The organism is Serratia sp. 2C06 (assembly GCF_050037615.1).
In the GTDB taxonomy this organism is placed as follows: Bacteria; Pseudomonadota; Gammaproteobacteria; order Enterobacterales; family Enterobacteriaceae; genus Serratia; species Serratia ureilytica.
Window position 1 is genome coordinate 197,211 of the sequence record NZ_CP188299.1, and the last position, 13,318, is coordinate 210,528.

Below are 13,318 nucleotides of genomic sequence, written 5' to 3' on the forward strand. Positions count from 1 at the left end.
AAATCAATTTGTCAGCGGCTTGCCGGCGCGAACGAAACCGGGCTTGGTCACTTTGACCGGCATTTCACGGTTGCGGATCTGCACGATAGCCTGCTCGCCGATGCCTGCCGGCACGCGCGCCAGCGCGATGCTGAAGCCCAGCGTCGGAGAGAACGAGCCGCTGGTGATCACGCCTTCGTGGGTTTGCCCCGCCGCGTCGGTGAAACGCACCGGCAGCTCATTACGTAATACGCCTTTTTCCGTCATGATCAAGCCGACCAGTTGCTCGGTGCCCTGCTCGCGCTGTTGTTCCAGCGCTTCGCGGCCGATGAAACGGCGATCTTCCGGCTGCCAGGCGATGGTCCAGCCCATGTTGGCGGCCAGCGGCGAAACGCCTTCATCCATCTCTTGCCCGTAGAGGTTCATGCCCGCTTCCAGGCGCAGGGTGTCGCGCGCGCCCAGACCGGCCGGCTTGACGCCCGCGGCCAGCAATTTTTGCCAGAAATCCGCCGCCTGCTCTTTCGGCAGCGCGATCTCATAGCCGGCCTCGCCGGTGTAACCGGTGGTGGCGATGAACAGCTCGCCGGCCTGCACGCCGAAGAATGGCTTCATGCCTTCGACCGCGCTTTTTTGCTCCGGGGTGAACAGGGTGCCGGCGCGCTCTTTGGCCTGCGGGCCCTGCACCGCGATCAGCGCCAGATCGTCGCGCACCGTCAGCGCGACGCCATACGGCGCGGCGTGCTCTTCGATCCAGGCCAGGTCTTTGTCGCGGGTGGCGGAGTTCACCACCAGGCGGAAATAGTCTTCAGTGAGGAAATAAACGATCAGGTCGTCGATCACGCCGCCGGAGGCATTCAGCATGCCGGTGTACAGCGCTTTGCCGGGTTGGGTCAGTTTGGCGACGTCGTTCGCCAGCAGGTAGCGCAGGAACTCGCGGGTGCGGGCGCCGTGCAGATCCACAATGGTCATGTGAGACACGTCGAACATGCCGGCATCCTGACGCACCGCGTGGTGCTCATCGAGCTGCGAGCCGTAGTGCAGCGGCATCATCCAGCCGTGAAAGTCTACCATGCGCGCACCGCACGCCACGTGCTGGTCGTACAGTGGGGTTTGCTTTGCCATCTTTTCCCTCTTTCCACTCGTCGCTAGAAGTTAGGGTGCTGCCACGCAATGCGGCGGAGCCTGGCTCGCGGCCCGATCGCCATGGCGCACTGACTGCTCAACACAAATGCTGCGCCGGGACGGGCGGAAACTGCGTGCAACCGCCGTGACGCAAACGATACCTTTCCCTCGAACTTATCACCGAACGACCACATTAACCATAAGTTAAAATAGGCTCATCGCCGTTCCGGGGCGGTAAAACGCCGGGCTAGTGTGCAGAGTTTTTCACTGGAAAAATGCGCCTTAAGGCACAAAATTAACAATTAAAGCGGCAAAACACCGAACTTATATAACAAACCTATGGCCTCACATGGGATCCGGACTTTTGATAACCGAACATGGAATTAGAAAAAGTAATGATAAAAAGCGGCTGAAATTAGATTATTTCAAATGAAGGGTTATATAAGGAAAAGCGATGGAATAAGGCGAGAAGCGCGAGCCCGGCGCGGGCCCGCAGAAGGAAGGGATCAGGCAAGCCACTCGGGCAGATCGTTCAGGCCCATCGCCTGACGCACCAGCTTCGGTTTGACGCCCGGCAGGCTGTCCGCCAGCCGCAGGCCCACGTCGCGCAGCAGCTTTTTGGCCGGGTGATTGCCGTCGAACAGTTCGCGGAAACCCTGCATGCTGGCCAGCATTACCGCCGCGCCATGTTTGCGGCGGCGCTCATAACGGCGCAGATAGAGGTGCTGGCCGATATCCTTGCCCTGCCGCTGCAGGCGGCGCAGTTCGGAAATCAGCTCGGCGGCGTCCATGAAGCCCAGGTTAACGCCCTGGCCGGCCAACGGATGCACGGTATGCGCCGCATCACCCACCAGCGCCAGGCGGTGCGCTGCGAAGCTGCGCGCATAGCGGCCGGTCAACGGGAAGGCCAGCCGTTCGCTTTCCAGGCTGCAAGCCCCCAGGCGCATGTCGAAGGTCATCGCCAGTTCGCGGTTGAACTGCGCCGGTTCCAGCCGTTTGAGCCTTTCGGCTTCTTCCGGCGTCACCGACCAGACGATAGAGCTCAAATGCGGATCGCTGAATGGCAGGAACGCCAGAATGCCGTCGCCGTGGAAAATTTGCCGCGCCGTCGCCTGATGCGATTCTTCGGTGCGAACGGTGGCCACCAGCGCGTGGTGGCGGTAATCCCAGAAGGTGAGCGGGATATCGGCATGCTGGCGCAGCCACGACTGGGCGCCGTCGGCGCCAATCACCAACCGGGCGGTCAGCATGCGGCCGTCCTCCAGCGTGACGAAGGCGTCGTTCTCGCCCCACGCCACCTGCTTGAGCGCGGCCGGGGTAATCAGCGTGATGTCCGACAGGCTTTCGGCGCGTTTCCACAGCGCCTGCTGGATCACCGAATTTTCGATGATGTGGCCGAGATGGCTGAAGCCGCACTCGTCGCCGCGGAAGGCGATTCTGCCGAAGCTGTCGCGATCCCACACTTCCATCGCGTTATAGGCGCTGGCGCGCAGCTGGAGAATGTCGTCCCACACGCCGATGTGCTGCAGCAACCGCTCGCTGGCGGCATTGATGGCGGAGACGCGCAGGGCCGGCTGTTCCGACGGCGGCGCCATCTCCGGCTGGCGCTGCTCCAGCACCGCCACGCGCAGCCCGCTGCCCTGCAGGCCGCAGGCCAACGCCAACCCCACCATACCGCCACCGGCGATAATCACGTCAAATGATTGCATGCTGCTCGATTTCCTTAAATAACGCGCGACGCCTTGCCGCGCCGCGCTTTGGGCGCGTTAAAGCGCCCGACCATGTCTCTAACGTTCCACCCAGCCCAGCGTACGCTTGGCGAAGGCATCGCGTATCGCCGGCAAACGTTCCATCGCCATCAGCCCCAGATTGCGGCCGATCACCAGCGGGCCATAACGGTTGGCGAACAGATGAATCAACCCGTCGGTCACGCCGATCGTCGCCCGCTGATCGTTTTGCCGCCGCTGCTGATAACGGCTCAGCAGTGCGTAACCGCCGGCGTCTTCGCCGCTGTCTGCCGCTTCCGCCAGCGTTTCCGCCAGCGACATCACGTCGCGCAGGCCAAGGTTGAACCCCTGCCCGGCGATAGGATGCAGCGTTTGCGCCGCATTGCCCACCAGCGCCAGCCGGTGGCTGACATGGCGATCGGCGGTCAGCAGACCGAGTGGGTAACTGTGCCGTTTACCGGCTTTGAGGATGCGCCCCAGCCGCCAGCCGAAGGCCTGTTGCAGCTCGGCGATAAACCGCTCGTCGTCCCAGGCATCCACCTGAGCGCGATCTTCGCGCGCATGGCACCATACCAGTGAACTGCGCCCCTGCGACATCGGCAACAGCGCCAGCGGCCCATAGCGAGTAAAGCGCTCAAAGGCGCGCCCCTGCGGATCTTCCGCCGTGGTGACGTTGGCAATGGTGGCGAACTGCGGATAGTCCTCCTGCCGCCACTGCATATTGCAGGCTTGCGCCAGCGCAGAGCGCGAGCCATCGGCCGCCACCAGCAATTGCCCGCGCAGACGCTGGCCGTTGTCCAGCAGCACTTCCGCCCGCTCTGCGGTGCGAATCACGTCCACCACCCGCGCCGGGCAGTGCAGCGTAACGCCGGGGGCCTTGGCCAGCAGCGCGAACAACCGCTGCCCGGCGTCGTGCAGTTCGATCACCTGGCCGAGCGCATCGACCTGATAATCTTGCGCCTGCAGATTCACAAACCCGGCGTGCCCGCGATCGCTGACGTGCACCTGAGTGATCGGCGTAGCGCAATCGCGCAGCGCCGGCCAAACGCCGATGCGCACCAGCTGTTGGCAGGTGCCCTGCGCCAGTGCGATGGCGCGGGCGTCAAAGCCCGGATGGCTGCGGTCGTCCGGCCGGGTCGCCTCGACCAGATCCACCGCCATTCTTCCCTGAGTGAGCGACGAAATGGCCAGCGCCAACGTCGCGCCCGCCATACCGCCGCCAACGATAATAACGCTCATGCTACGACCTTGCCGCCGCCATCAAGGCCTCGATGGCATCGGCGTCTTTCACCACGGTGGCGGTCAGGTTTTCATTGCCGTCGGCGGTGATCACGATATCGTCCTCGATGCGGATGCCGATGCCGCGGTACTCCGCCGGCACGTCCGCATCCGGCGCGATGTACAGCCCCGGCTCCACGGTCAGCACCATGCCCGGCTCCAGCAGCCGATCGCGGCTCGGCGTGCCGTAGTGGCCAACGTCGTGCACGTCGAGACCCAGCCAGTGGCTCAGCCCGTGCATGAAGAACTGACGGTGCGCCTGCTCGGCGATCAGCAGGTCGACTTCACCTTTCAATACGCCCAGCTCCACCAGCCCGACCACCATGATGCGCACCACTTCGTCATTGACTTCGCGAATGCTGGTGCCGGGTTTGAACAGTTCCAAAGCGCGCTGCAGCGACGCCAGCACAATGTCGTACACCGCGCGCTGCGGCCGGCTGAACTTGCCGTTGACCGGGAAGGTGCGGGTGATGTCGCCGGCGTACCCCAGGTACTCGCAGCCCGCGTCGATCAACACCAGATCGCCATCGCGCATCTGGCTCTCGTTCTCGGTGTAGTGCAGGATACAGCCGTTTTCGCCGCTGCCGACGATGGTGTTGTAAGACGGGTAACGGGCGCCGAGGCGGGTGAACTCATGATGAATTTCCGCTTCCAGCTGGTATTCGAACATGCCCGGACGGCATTTTTCCATCGCGCGGGTGTGCGCCAACGCGCTGATCTCACCGGCGCGGCGCATCACCGCCAGCTCTTCCGGCGACTTGAACAGCCGCATGTCGTGCAGCCACGGCCGCCAGTCGGTAACGGTGGCCGGCGCCTGCAGGTTCTGGCGGAACCCCTTGCGCAGCTTGTCCAGCGCGCTGAACAGGATCTGATCGGCATAGGCGTATTCGCCCTGCGCGTGGTAGACCGCATCCAGGCCGTTGAGCAGCAGGTGCAGTTGGTCATTGATTTCATCGAACGGCAGCGCGCGATCCACGCCCAGCTTTGCCGGTGCGGCGTCTTGCCCCAGGCGGCGGCCAAACCAGATTTCCGCCGTCAAATCGCGCACCCGGTTGAACAACACGCTGTGGTTGTGCGTTTCATCGCTTTTAATCAGCACCAGCACCGCTTCCGGCTCATTGAAGCCGGTCAGGTACCAAAAATCGCTGTTCTGCCGGTAGGGATAGTCTGAATCTGCACTGCGCGTCGTTTCCGGCGCAGAGAAAATAACCGCCGCGCTGGCCGGCGCCATTTTCGCCAACAGCGCCTGGCGGCGGTTGTTGAATTCCTGCTGAGTCATTACCTTCTCCTGAAATCATGCCATCCGCACCGCCGGCGGAAGGGCGATAGAACGTTTAGTGCAGCGTCGGTTTGATATTTTCCGGCGCCGTCGGTTTATGACGGGTGAATTCGCCGTGGCACATGATGGCGGCGACCCGCACATACTCCGCCACTTCTTCCAACGACTGTTCCAATTCTTCCTGGTCTTCGTCTTCGTCGTAGCCCAGCTGCGCGATGTTGCGCAGATCGTCAATCGCTTCACCGACCTCGTCTTTCACCTGAGCCAGCTTCGGCTGCATCATGCCCAGCCCGAGCAGGAAGTGGTTGACCCAACCGGCCAGCGCGTCGGCGCGATCGAACACGCTGACGATCTCCCCTTCAGGCAGCATCAGTTGGAACAGGAATTCGTCATCTTCCAGCGTGTCACGCGTCGCTTCATACAGCTGCTGCAGCGGTTGGCTAAGCGCCTGCGGGAAGGCGACGCCTTCGTTGGTCAGATCGTGCACCAGCGCCTGCCAGCCGGCATCACGGCTGCCGCCGCACAGCAGGCCGCTGATCAGGCCGTGCATTTCTGCCGCGGTCAGCGCCACCGACTGCTGGTTGAGGGCCACGGTCAAAGATTGGTAACTTGGAAATGTATTCTGTATAGACATGCGCATTCGTCATCGTTGGCAGGATAAGTTCGTGTTATGCTACCACCAAGGTCCGTCGCTATACCAGATAAGCGCGACACCTCAGTGGCTAGTTATAATCGCGATGTGGCAGGTTTCACACTGCGCCGGCGGGTGACGAAAGTGCGGTAAATACGCATTTTGAAACCCTTTTTTGACTGGCAATGTCCGCCACAGTAGATTACAACCAGGTACTGAAAAAGGGGTTGTATCTTGGTACCGAGGTATATATAGTGGCGCCCGCTTTGACGGCCCGGCCCGGGCGGACAAGGCTGGCGCGAAATTTAGGCAGGAAGGTGGCATGTCTGCACAACCGGTAGATATTCAAATTTTTGGCCGCTCGTTAAGAGTCAATTGCCCGCCAGAACAACAAGATGCGTTGAATATGGCGGCGGACGATCTTAACCAACGGTTGCAAGATCTTAAAGTTCGCACTAGAGTCTCCAATACTGAGCAACTGGTTTTCATCGCGGCATTGAACGTCTGTCACGAACTTGCTCAAGAACGGTTGAAAACCCGTGACTATGCGTCCAATATGGAACAACGCATACGGATGCTGCAGCAGACCATTGAACAAGCGCTGCTTGAACAAGGTCGCATCTCTGAACGTCAGGATGCACAATTCGAATAACTTAAGTTGTTGAAAGCCAAGTTTTCGGCAACGAGTACAAAATTTCTCTGAGATGTTCGCCAGCGGGCCAGTCCCCTGAGCCGATATTTAGTACAAACAGAATGTGTTGCTCCGCGATCGGTGAGCACGCTCGGTGCGCCGAGAAGCCTTAAGATTGCGACGGCACGTTCACCTTGAACCATGGGTTCAAGGGTTACAGCCTGCGACGGCATCTCGGAGATTCCCCTTCTCAGCGGTTTTGTGTGCTGAACGCCACACTGAGCAAGCCTGATACGATGTCTTTTCAACCCCAATTCGCGCAGCAGCGCCAAGCCATTCGTCAACTCATTCGCCAACGTCGGCGCGAGCTTACGCCCGAGCAGCAACGCTTTGCCGCAGAAAAGATAACCGAACGCCTCACCGCACACGCGCGCGTTCAAGCGGCGCACAACATCGCGGTCTTCCTGTCGTTTGACGGCGAACTCGATACCGGGCCGCTGATCGAGCGTCTGTGGACGCTCGGCAAACGGGTTTACCTGCCGGTGCTGCATCCGTTCAGCCCGGGACACCTGTTGTTCCTGCGCTATGCGCCGGAAACGCCGCTGGTGCGCAATCGCTTCAATATTCTCGAGCCGCGTCTCGATGTGCGCCATGTGTTGCCGCTGGGTGAACTGGAGGTGGTGCTGACGCCGCTGGTGGCATTCGATCATACCGGACAGCGTCTGGGCATGGGCGGCGGCTTTTACGATCGCACCCTGCAAAACTGGCGCAGCGGCGGCCCCTATCCCATCGGCCTGGCCCATGATTGCCAGCAGGTGGAGCACCTGCCGACCGAACACTGGGATATCCCGCTGCCGGAAATCCTCACCCCGCTCTGCAGCTGGGCGTGGCGGGAGCCCAAATAGCAAAAGGCCGGATCACTCCGGCCTTTTTCGTTGCGGCGAGCCGCCGAATCAGAACAGCAGACGGGCGCGAATGGTGCCGTCGATGGCCTTCATGCGCTGCAGCGCGGCGTCGGCGCGCGCGGTTTCCGCTTCGATGTCGATCACCACATAGCCGATTTCCGGCCCGGTTTGCAGATACTGCGCGGCGATGTTAACCCCCTCTTCGGCGAAGATCTGGTTAATCTGCGTCAGCACGCCCGGACGGTTTTCATGGATGTGCAGCAGACGGCTGGCGTTCGGGCCATGCGCCGGCAACGACACTTCCGGGAAGTTGACCGCCGACAGGGTCGAACCGTTATCGGAATATTTCGCCAGCTTGCCGGCCACTTCGTCGCCGATGTTTTCCTGCGCTTCCTGAGTGGAACCGCCGATGTGCGGCGTCAACAGCACGTTATCGAACTCACACAGCGGCGAGTTGAACGGATCGCTGTTGGTCGCCGGCTCTTCCGGGAAGACGTCGATCGCCGCCCCCGCCAGGTGATTGCTGGCCAGCGCGTCGCACAGCGCGGGGATATCCACCACGGTGCCGCGCGAGGCGTTGATCAGAATAGCGCCCGGTTTCATCAGCGCCAGCTCTTCCGCCCCCATCATGTTCTTGGTCGCCAGCGTTTCCGGCACGTGCAGCGTCACCACGTCGCTCATATTGAGCAGATCGGACAGATGACGCACCTGTTGCGCGTTGCCCAACGGCAGCTTGTTCTCGATATCGTAGAAGAACACCTTCATGCCCAGCCCTTCGGCCAGAATGCCCAGCTGGGTGCCGATATGGCCGTAGCCGATGATGCCCAGTTTTTTGCCGCGCGCTTCATAGGAGCCCACGGCCAGTTTGTGCCACACGCCGCGGTGCGCCTTGGCGTTGGCGGCCGGAATGCCGCGAAGCATCAACAGCAGCTCGCCCAGCACCATTTCGGCCACGGATCGGGTATTGGAGAACGGGGCGTTGAAGACCGGAATGCCGCGTTTGGTCGCCGCTTTCAGGTCAACCTGGTTGGTGCCGATGCAGAAGCAGCCCACCGCCACCAGTTTTTCTGCGGCGGCGAACACCTCTTCGGTCAGATGCGTGCGCGATCGGATGCCGACGAAGTGCGCATCGCGGATGGAGGCCTTCAGCGATTCGGTGTCTAACGCACCCTTGTGGTATTCGATGTTGGTATAACCGGCGGCACGCAAATTATCGACCGTGCTCTGATGAACCCCTTCCACCAACAGGAATTTAATCCTGTCTTTCTCCAATGATACTTTTGCCATTTACCCGACCCTATGTTCAGACTTCAGAAGCGGCTGTGACGACACAGCTCCCATCCAACATAACAAAAATAACGCGGGCGGCAATACAAACGATTGCCTGCCCGGCAGGACAAGGCGCAGCGTTGATGGCGGTTTACGGCAGAAAATGCCATAGGGAAAGTTTTCGGCAGAAGCTTTGGGGAGTCAGTTTTCACAATGTGACATAAGTCACCAAATTTGCCGCTTTTCAGAAAAGATGTTTTAACCGAAGAAATATGCGGCCCGGCACTGCCGGGCCACAGGCCGCAGAGGCTTATTTGACCACTTTCACGCCTTCCGGGGTGCCGACCAGCGCCACGTCCGCGCCGCGGTTGGCGAACAGCCCCACGGTCACCACGCCGGCGATGCCGTTGATCTTGTTCTCCAGCGCGATGGCATCAGTGATGCTCAGGTTATGCACATCGAGGATCACGTTGCCGTTGTCGGTCACTACGTTCTGGCGATACTCCGGCAGGCCGCCCAGTTTCACCAGCTCGCGCGCCACATAGGAGCGGGCCATCGGGATCACTTCCACCGGCAGCGGGAATTTGCCCAGCACGTCCACCTGCTTGCTGGCGTCAACGATGCAGATGAATTTCTTGGCGATGGCGGCGATGATCTTCTCGCGCGTCAGCGCCGCGCCGCCGCCTTTGATCATCTGCATGTGGCCGTTGATTTCGTCCGCGCCGTCCACGTAGATATCGAGCGAGTCCACTTCGTTGCTGTCGAACACATGGATGCCGAGGCTTTTCAGCTTGGCGGTGGAGGCGTCTGAGCTGGACACCGCGCCTTCAATCTGGTGCTTGATGGAGCCCAGCGCGTCAATAAAGTGGGCGGCGGTAGAGCCGGTGCCCACCCCGACGATGGTGCCCGGCGTCACGTATTCCAGCGCCGCCCAGCCCACCGCTTTTTTCAGTTCATCCTGCGTCATAATATGTCCCTTGCCTCTGTACGAAAACGTGTGCGTATTATAGGGTAAAACGCTGTTTTTCACGCCGGCAGGATCACACTTATTTACCGCAGCCCGCATTTTTACCCGCTTGGCGGCGAGCTGGGGGCGTGATTTTTCCACCTGCGCCGCACGCAAAATGTGGCATAGTGCCGGTATCATTCTAATTTAAGGGATATCTTTCCGATGAAACGCCCAGACTATCGTACGCTGCAAGCGCTGGACGCGGTGATCCGTGAGCGCGGCTTCGAGCGCGCCGCGCAAAAACTCTGCATCACGCAATCGGCGGTATCCCAACGCATCAAACAGCTGGAAAACCTGTTCGGCCAACCGCTGCTGGTCCGCACCGTGCCGCCGCGCCCGACCGAACAGGGGCAAAAGCTGCTGGCGCTGCTGCATCAGGTGGAGCTGCTGGAAGAAGAGTGGCTGGGCAACGACACCGGCGTCGATACGCCGCTGCTGCTGTCGCTGGCGGTCAACGCCGACAGTCTGGCGACCTGGCTGCTGCCGGCGCTGAAGCCGGTGCTGGCGGACTCCCCCATTCGTCTGAATCTGCAGGTGGAAGATGAAACCCGCACCCAGGAGCGGCTGCGCCGTGGTGAGGTGGTGGGCGCGGTGAGTATTCAGCCGCAGCCGCTGCCGAGCTGCCTGGTGGATCGGCTGGGGGCGCTGGACTACCTGTTCGTGGCCTCCAGCGGCTTCGCCGAGCGCTATTTCCCGAACGGCGTCACCCGCTCCGCGCTGTTGAAAGCGCCGGCGGTGGCCTTCGATCATCTCGACGACATGCACCAGGCATTTCTGCAGCAGAACTTCGATCTGTCGCCGGGCAGCGTGCCCTGCCACATCGTGAACTCATCGGAAGCCTTCGTGCAGCTGGCCCGTCAGGGCACCACCTGCTGTATGATCCCACATCTGCAGATCGAAAAGGAGCTGGCATCCGGCGAACTGATCGATCTGACGCCGGGGCTGTACCAGCGCCGCATGCTGTACTGGCACCGCTTCGCGCCGGAGAGCCGCATGATGCGTAAAGTGACCGACGCGTTGCTGGAGCACGGTCACCAGGTGCTGCGCCAGGATTAAAACGAAAAAAGGTTCGCCGCAGCGAACCTTTTCTTCATGACAACCCCCTTACTGCGCGGCGTTGCGCTGCAGCTCGAACACCACATCCACCTGATCGTCGAAGTGAATGCTTTGCTGTTCATAGGTTTGCGCCGCGTCGTTTTCCGCCGCCGCGCCGGCCGCCTTATACATCCGCGCCACCGGCATCGGCTGGTAGTTGGCGACCCGGTAGCGAATGCTGTACACCGGCCCCAACTTGGCGTGGAAGCCCTTGGCCAGGGATTCGGCCTGCTGAGTCGCGTTCTCGATCGCTTTTTGCCGCGCCTGCTCGCGATACACGTCCGGCTTGGCGACGCCCAGTTCCACCGCGCGGATCTCGTTCAGGCCGGATTTCAGCGCGCCGTCCAGCAGCTCGTTCAGCTTGTCCAACTGGCGCAGGGTAACCTGCACCTGACGCACCGCCCGGTAGCCCTTCAGCACCGACTCGCCGGTTTTCAGGTAATCGTATTCCGGCTGGGTGCGCAGGTTGGCGGCGCTGATGTCTTTCTTCTCGATGTTGTTTTTCTGCAGGAAATCAAAGTACTGCGCCACGCGCTCGTCCACCTGCTTCTTCGCCTGGGCGGCGTCTTTGGAGGAAACGCTCACTTCGATCGCCAGGGTGGCGATATCCGGCGTGGCGTCCACGCTGGCGGTGCCGGAGGTGACGACGTGCGGCCCTTCAGGCAATTCAGCCGCCTGCAGCGCCATCGGTAGCGTCCCTAATCCGACCATTGCGGCCATAGCCAATGCTTTTAGCTTCACAGTGTCTCCTTAATGACAGGCTGTCTCTGATCGCCGGCTTTTCCCTGCGAGAACCGCCGGTTTCCTGGCATCAAACGTAGCATATCGCACGGCGTTTTGAATTCGGATTAGTGACAAATTCTTATAAATTTGCCCCCTGCCAGGCCAGCTGCAGCGCTATGCCCCACATCACCAGACCGACCAGCGCGTTGATGATGCGCTGCGCCCGCTGGGTGTTCAGCCACGGCGCCAGCCAGGAGGCCAGCAGCGCCAGGCCAAAGAACCACACCGCCGACGCGCTGACCGCGCCAAGCGCGAACCAGGAACGCACGTCCGCCGTCAGCTGTCCGCCCAGGCTGCCGAGCACCACAAAGGTATCCAGGTACACGTGCGGGTTCAGCCAGGTGACCGCCAGCATGGTGACCACGAGGCGCCAGCGGCTCTGCGCCAGCTCCTGCGCCGCGGCCTGAGCCGGTTGCGGGCTGAAGGCGGAACGGAACGCGCCCCAGCCGTACCACAGCAGAAACGCCACCCCGCCCCAGGTCACCAACGCCAGCAGCAGCGGCGAGCGGGTCAGCAACGCGCTGCCGCCGAAAATACCGGCGCAGATCAGCACGATATCGCTCAGCGCGCATAATGAGGCGATCATCAGATGATACTGACGGCGAATGCCCTGATTCATCACGAATACGTTCTGCGGGCCCAGTGGCAGGATCATGGCGGCGCTCAGGGCAAAGCCCTGCAGGAAGACGGCTAGCATGGGAAATTCCTCGAATGATAAAAGACGCCGGACGTGGGCGCGTATCGGTCAACACGCGCATCATACGAGGAAGCGATCATTAGGTGAAATTGATGTTTCTAATCAAGTATCAGAGATGCTAATACCCTGTGGGCGCCAGGCCAGCGCCGCCAGATTCGCCCATCGGCGAAAAATTCGCTATCATCCGCCCCTCTCCCCTCCAGCCGGCCGACCGATGTCTACGATTACCGATACCTTCATCGCCCCGCCCTGTCATGACCAGATAGAGATCCTCTATCAGGACGATCATCTGGCGCTGATCAATAAACCCGCCGGGTTGCTCAGCCTTTCGGGCAAAAATCCGCAAAATCTCGACTCGGTGCACTATCGGCTGGTGCAGATCTTCCCCGGCTGCACGCTGGCACACCGCCTGGATTTCGGCACGTCCGGGTTGATGGTGGTAGCCCGCAATAAGGCCGTCAATGCCGCGCTCTGCCGGCAGTTCAGCGAGCGCACCGTCGGTAAAGTCTACAGCGCGCTGCTCTGCGGCCATCTGGCGGATGACGAAGGGGTAATAGACGCGGCGATCGCCAACGATCCGGCGCTGTTCCCGCTGATGTCGATTTGCGCCCTTCACGGCAAGCCCGCTCGCTCCCGCTATCGGGTCGTCGAGCGTTTTTATCGTGAAACGGAAGGCGGGATCTCGCTGCCGCTGACGCGGGTGCAGCTTACCCCAGAGACTGGGCGCACCCACCAGCTGCGTATTCACAGCCGGCAATTGGGCCATCCTATTTTAGGCTGCGATCTGTATGGCGGGCGCCTGCTGCCGGGTACCGAGCAGACGCCGCGGCTGATGCTGCACGCCAGCGAACTGGACTTTGTGCACCCCATCCGCGGAGAGCGGATAACCGCTCGTCACGCCGCGCCGTTCTGA

Annotated in this window: 13 protein-coding genes and 1 other RNA gene; 5 read left to right on the forward strand and 9 right to left on the reverse strand. The window is 61.1% G+C overall.

From position 1 onward, the window contains the following. Window positions 1-3: 3 nt before the first annotated feature. From gcvT to ACP3TA_RS01415, 5 genes are all read right to left on the reverse strand, one after another. On the reverse strand, window positions 4-1,101 hold the full coding sequence (gene gcvT, locus ACP3TA_RS01395) for a glycine cleavage system aminomethyltransferase GcvT (protein ID WP_004931631.1): 1,098 nt from the start codon (window positions 1,099-1,101) through the stop codon (window positions 4-6). Between the two features lie 506 nt (window positions 1,102-1,607). After that, entirely contained in the window at window positions 1,608-2,810 is a 1,203-nt protein-coding gene (ubiI, locus tag ACP3TA_RS01400) for an FAD-dependent 2-octaprenylphenol hydroxylase (RefSeq protein ID WP_042785325.1), read from the reverse strand. A 78-nt stretch (window positions 2,811-2,888) separates the two neighbouring features. Further along, entirely contained in the window at window positions 2,889-4,067 is a 1,179-nt protein-coding gene (ubiH, locus tag ACP3TA_RS01405) for a 2-octaprenyl-6-methoxyphenyl hydroxylase (RefSeq protein WP_042785326.1), read from the reverse strand. A gap of 1 nt (window position 4,068) precedes the next feature. Next, entirely contained in the window at window positions 4,069-5,385 is a 1,317-nt protein-coding gene (gene pepP, locus ACP3TA_RS01410) for a Xaa-Pro aminopeptidase (protein WP_206196293.1), read from the reverse strand. 55 nt (window positions 5,386-5,440) lie between these two features. Further along, window positions 5,441-6,019: a YecA family protein gene (locus tag ACP3TA_RS01415; protein ID WP_004931622.1), complete on the reverse strand. Its 579-nt coding sequence runs from the start codon at window positions 6,017-6,019 to the stop codon at window positions 5,441-5,443. Window positions 6,020-6,338: 319 nt separating this feature from the next. Here ACP3TA_RS01415 and zapA point away from each other — a divergent pair, with 319 nt between their 5' ends. From zapA to ACP3TA_RS01430, 3 genes are all read left to right on the forward strand, one after another. After that, window positions 6,339-6,668: a cell division protein ZapA gene (zapA, locus tag ACP3TA_RS01420; RefSeq protein WP_004931621.1), complete on the forward strand. Its 330-nt coding sequence runs from the start codon at window positions 6,339-6,341 to the stop codon at window positions 6,666-6,668. Window positions 6,669-6,709: 41 nt separating this feature from the next. Beyond that, a non-coding RNA gene (gene ssrS, locus ACP3TA_RS01425) (6S RNA) lies at window positions 6,710-6,892 on the forward strand. Between the two features lie 51 nt (window positions 6,893-6,943). Beyond that, entirely contained in the window at window positions 6,944-7,552 is a 609-nt protein-coding gene (locus tag ACP3TA_RS01430) for a 5-formyltetrahydrofolate cyclo-ligase (RefSeq protein WP_101453755.1), read from the forward strand. Window positions 7,553-7,600: 48 nt separating this feature from the next. Here the strand turns inward: ACP3TA_RS01430 and serA are convergent, their stop codons facing one another. Both serA and rpiA read right to left on the reverse strand, forming a co-directional pair. Then, entirely contained in the window at window positions 7,601-8,839 is a 1,239-nt protein-coding gene (gene serA, locus ACP3TA_RS01435) for a phosphoglycerate dehydrogenase (RefSeq protein ID WP_025304156.1), read from the reverse strand. 292 nt (window positions 8,840-9,131) lie between these two features. Further along, window positions 9,132-9,788 (reverse strand): ribose-5-phosphate isomerase RpiA, encoded by a 657-nt coding sequence (rpiA, locus tag ACP3TA_RS01440; RefSeq protein ID WP_025304157.1) that lies wholly within the window; start codon window positions 9,786-9,788, stop codon window positions 9,132-9,134. Window positions 9,789-9,992: 204 nt separating this feature from the next. On the opposite strand from rpiA, the gene ACP3TA_RS01445 reads away from it, so the two are divergent. Then, complete coding sequence (locus ACP3TA_RS01445; protein WP_004931613.1) at window positions 9,993-10,886, forward strand: LysR family transcriptional regulator ArgP; 894 nt, start codon at window positions 9,993-9,995, stop codon at window positions 10,884-10,886. 48 nt (window positions 10,887-10,934) lie between these two features. Here ACP3TA_RS01445 and ACP3TA_RS01450 read toward each other — a convergent pair whose 3' ends face one another. Further along, on the reverse strand, window positions 10,935-11,666 hold the full coding sequence (locus ACP3TA_RS01450; RefSeq protein ID WP_031300626.1) for an oxidative stress defense protein: 732 nt from the start codon (window positions 11,664-11,666) through the stop codon (window positions 10,935-10,937). Between the two features lie 121 nt (window positions 11,667-11,787). Then, window positions 11,788-12,405, reverse strand: coding sequence for an arginine exporter ArgO (gene argO / locus ACP3TA_RS01455; RefSeq protein WP_025304159.1), 618 nt, complete (start codon window positions 12,403-12,405; stop codon window positions 11,788-11,790). 214 nt (window positions 12,406-12,619) lie between these two features. On the opposite strand from argO, the gene ACP3TA_RS01460 reads away from it, so the two are divergent. Then, window positions 12,620-13,318 carry an RluA family pseudouridine synthase gene (locus ACP3TA_RS01460; RefSeq protein ID WP_069100443.1) on the forward strand — a complete coding sequence of 233 codons (699 nt, stop codon included), beginning with the start codon at window positions 12,620-12,622 and terminating at the stop codon, window positions 13,316-13,318.

What these genes read in the sequence shown, in the direction of transcription:
- gcvT (WP_004931631.1), bottom strand. Translation starts at nt 1,101, where the DNA reads ATGGCAAAGCAAACCCCACTGTACGACCAGCACGTGGCGTGCGGTGCG.
- ubiI (WP_042785325.1), bottom strand. Translation starts at nt 2,810, where the DNA reads ATGCAATCATTTGACGTGATTATCGCCGGTGGCGGTATGGTGGGGTTG.
- ubiH (WP_042785326.1), bottom strand. Translation starts at nt 4,067, where the DNA reads ATGAGCGTTATTATCGTTGGCGGCGGTATGGCGGGCGCGACGTTGGCG.
- pepP (WP_206196293.1), bottom strand. Translation starts at nt 5,385, where the DNA reads ATGACTCAGCAGGAATTCAACAACCGCCGCCAGGCGCTGTTGGCGAAA.
- ACP3TA_RS01415 (WP_004931622.1), bottom strand. Translation starts at nt 6,019, where the DNA reads ATGTCTATACAGAATACATTTCCAAGTTACCAATCTTTGACCGTGGCC.
- zapA (WP_004931621.1), top strand. Translation starts at nt 6,339, where the DNA reads ATGTCTGCACAACCGGTAGATATTCAAATTTTTGGCCGCTCGTTAAGA.
- ACP3TA_RS01430 (WP_101453755.1), top strand. Translation starts at nt 6,944, where the DNA reads ATGTCTTTTCAACCCCAATTCGCGCAGCAGCGCCAAGCCATTCGTCAA.
- serA (WP_025304156.1), bottom strand. Translation starts at nt 8,839, where the DNA reads ATGGCAAAAGTATCATTGGAGAAAGACAGGATTAAATTCCTGTTGGTG.
- rpiA (WP_025304157.1), bottom strand. Translation starts at nt 9,788, where the DNA reads ATGACGCAGGATGAACTGAAAAAAGCGGTGGGCTGGGCGGCGCTGGAA.
- ACP3TA_RS01445 (WP_004931613.1), top strand. Translation starts at nt 9,993, where the DNA reads ATGAAACGCCCAGACTATCGTACGCTGCAAGCGCTGGACGCGGTGATC.
- argO (WP_025304159.1), bottom strand. Translation starts at nt 12,405, where the DNA reads ATGCTAGCCGTCTTCCTGCAGGGCTTTGCCCTGAGCGCCGCCATGATC.
- ACP3TA_RS01460 (WP_069100443.1), top strand. Translation starts at nt 12,620, where the DNA reads ATGTCTACGATTACCGATACCTTCATCGCCCCGCCCTGTCATGACCAG.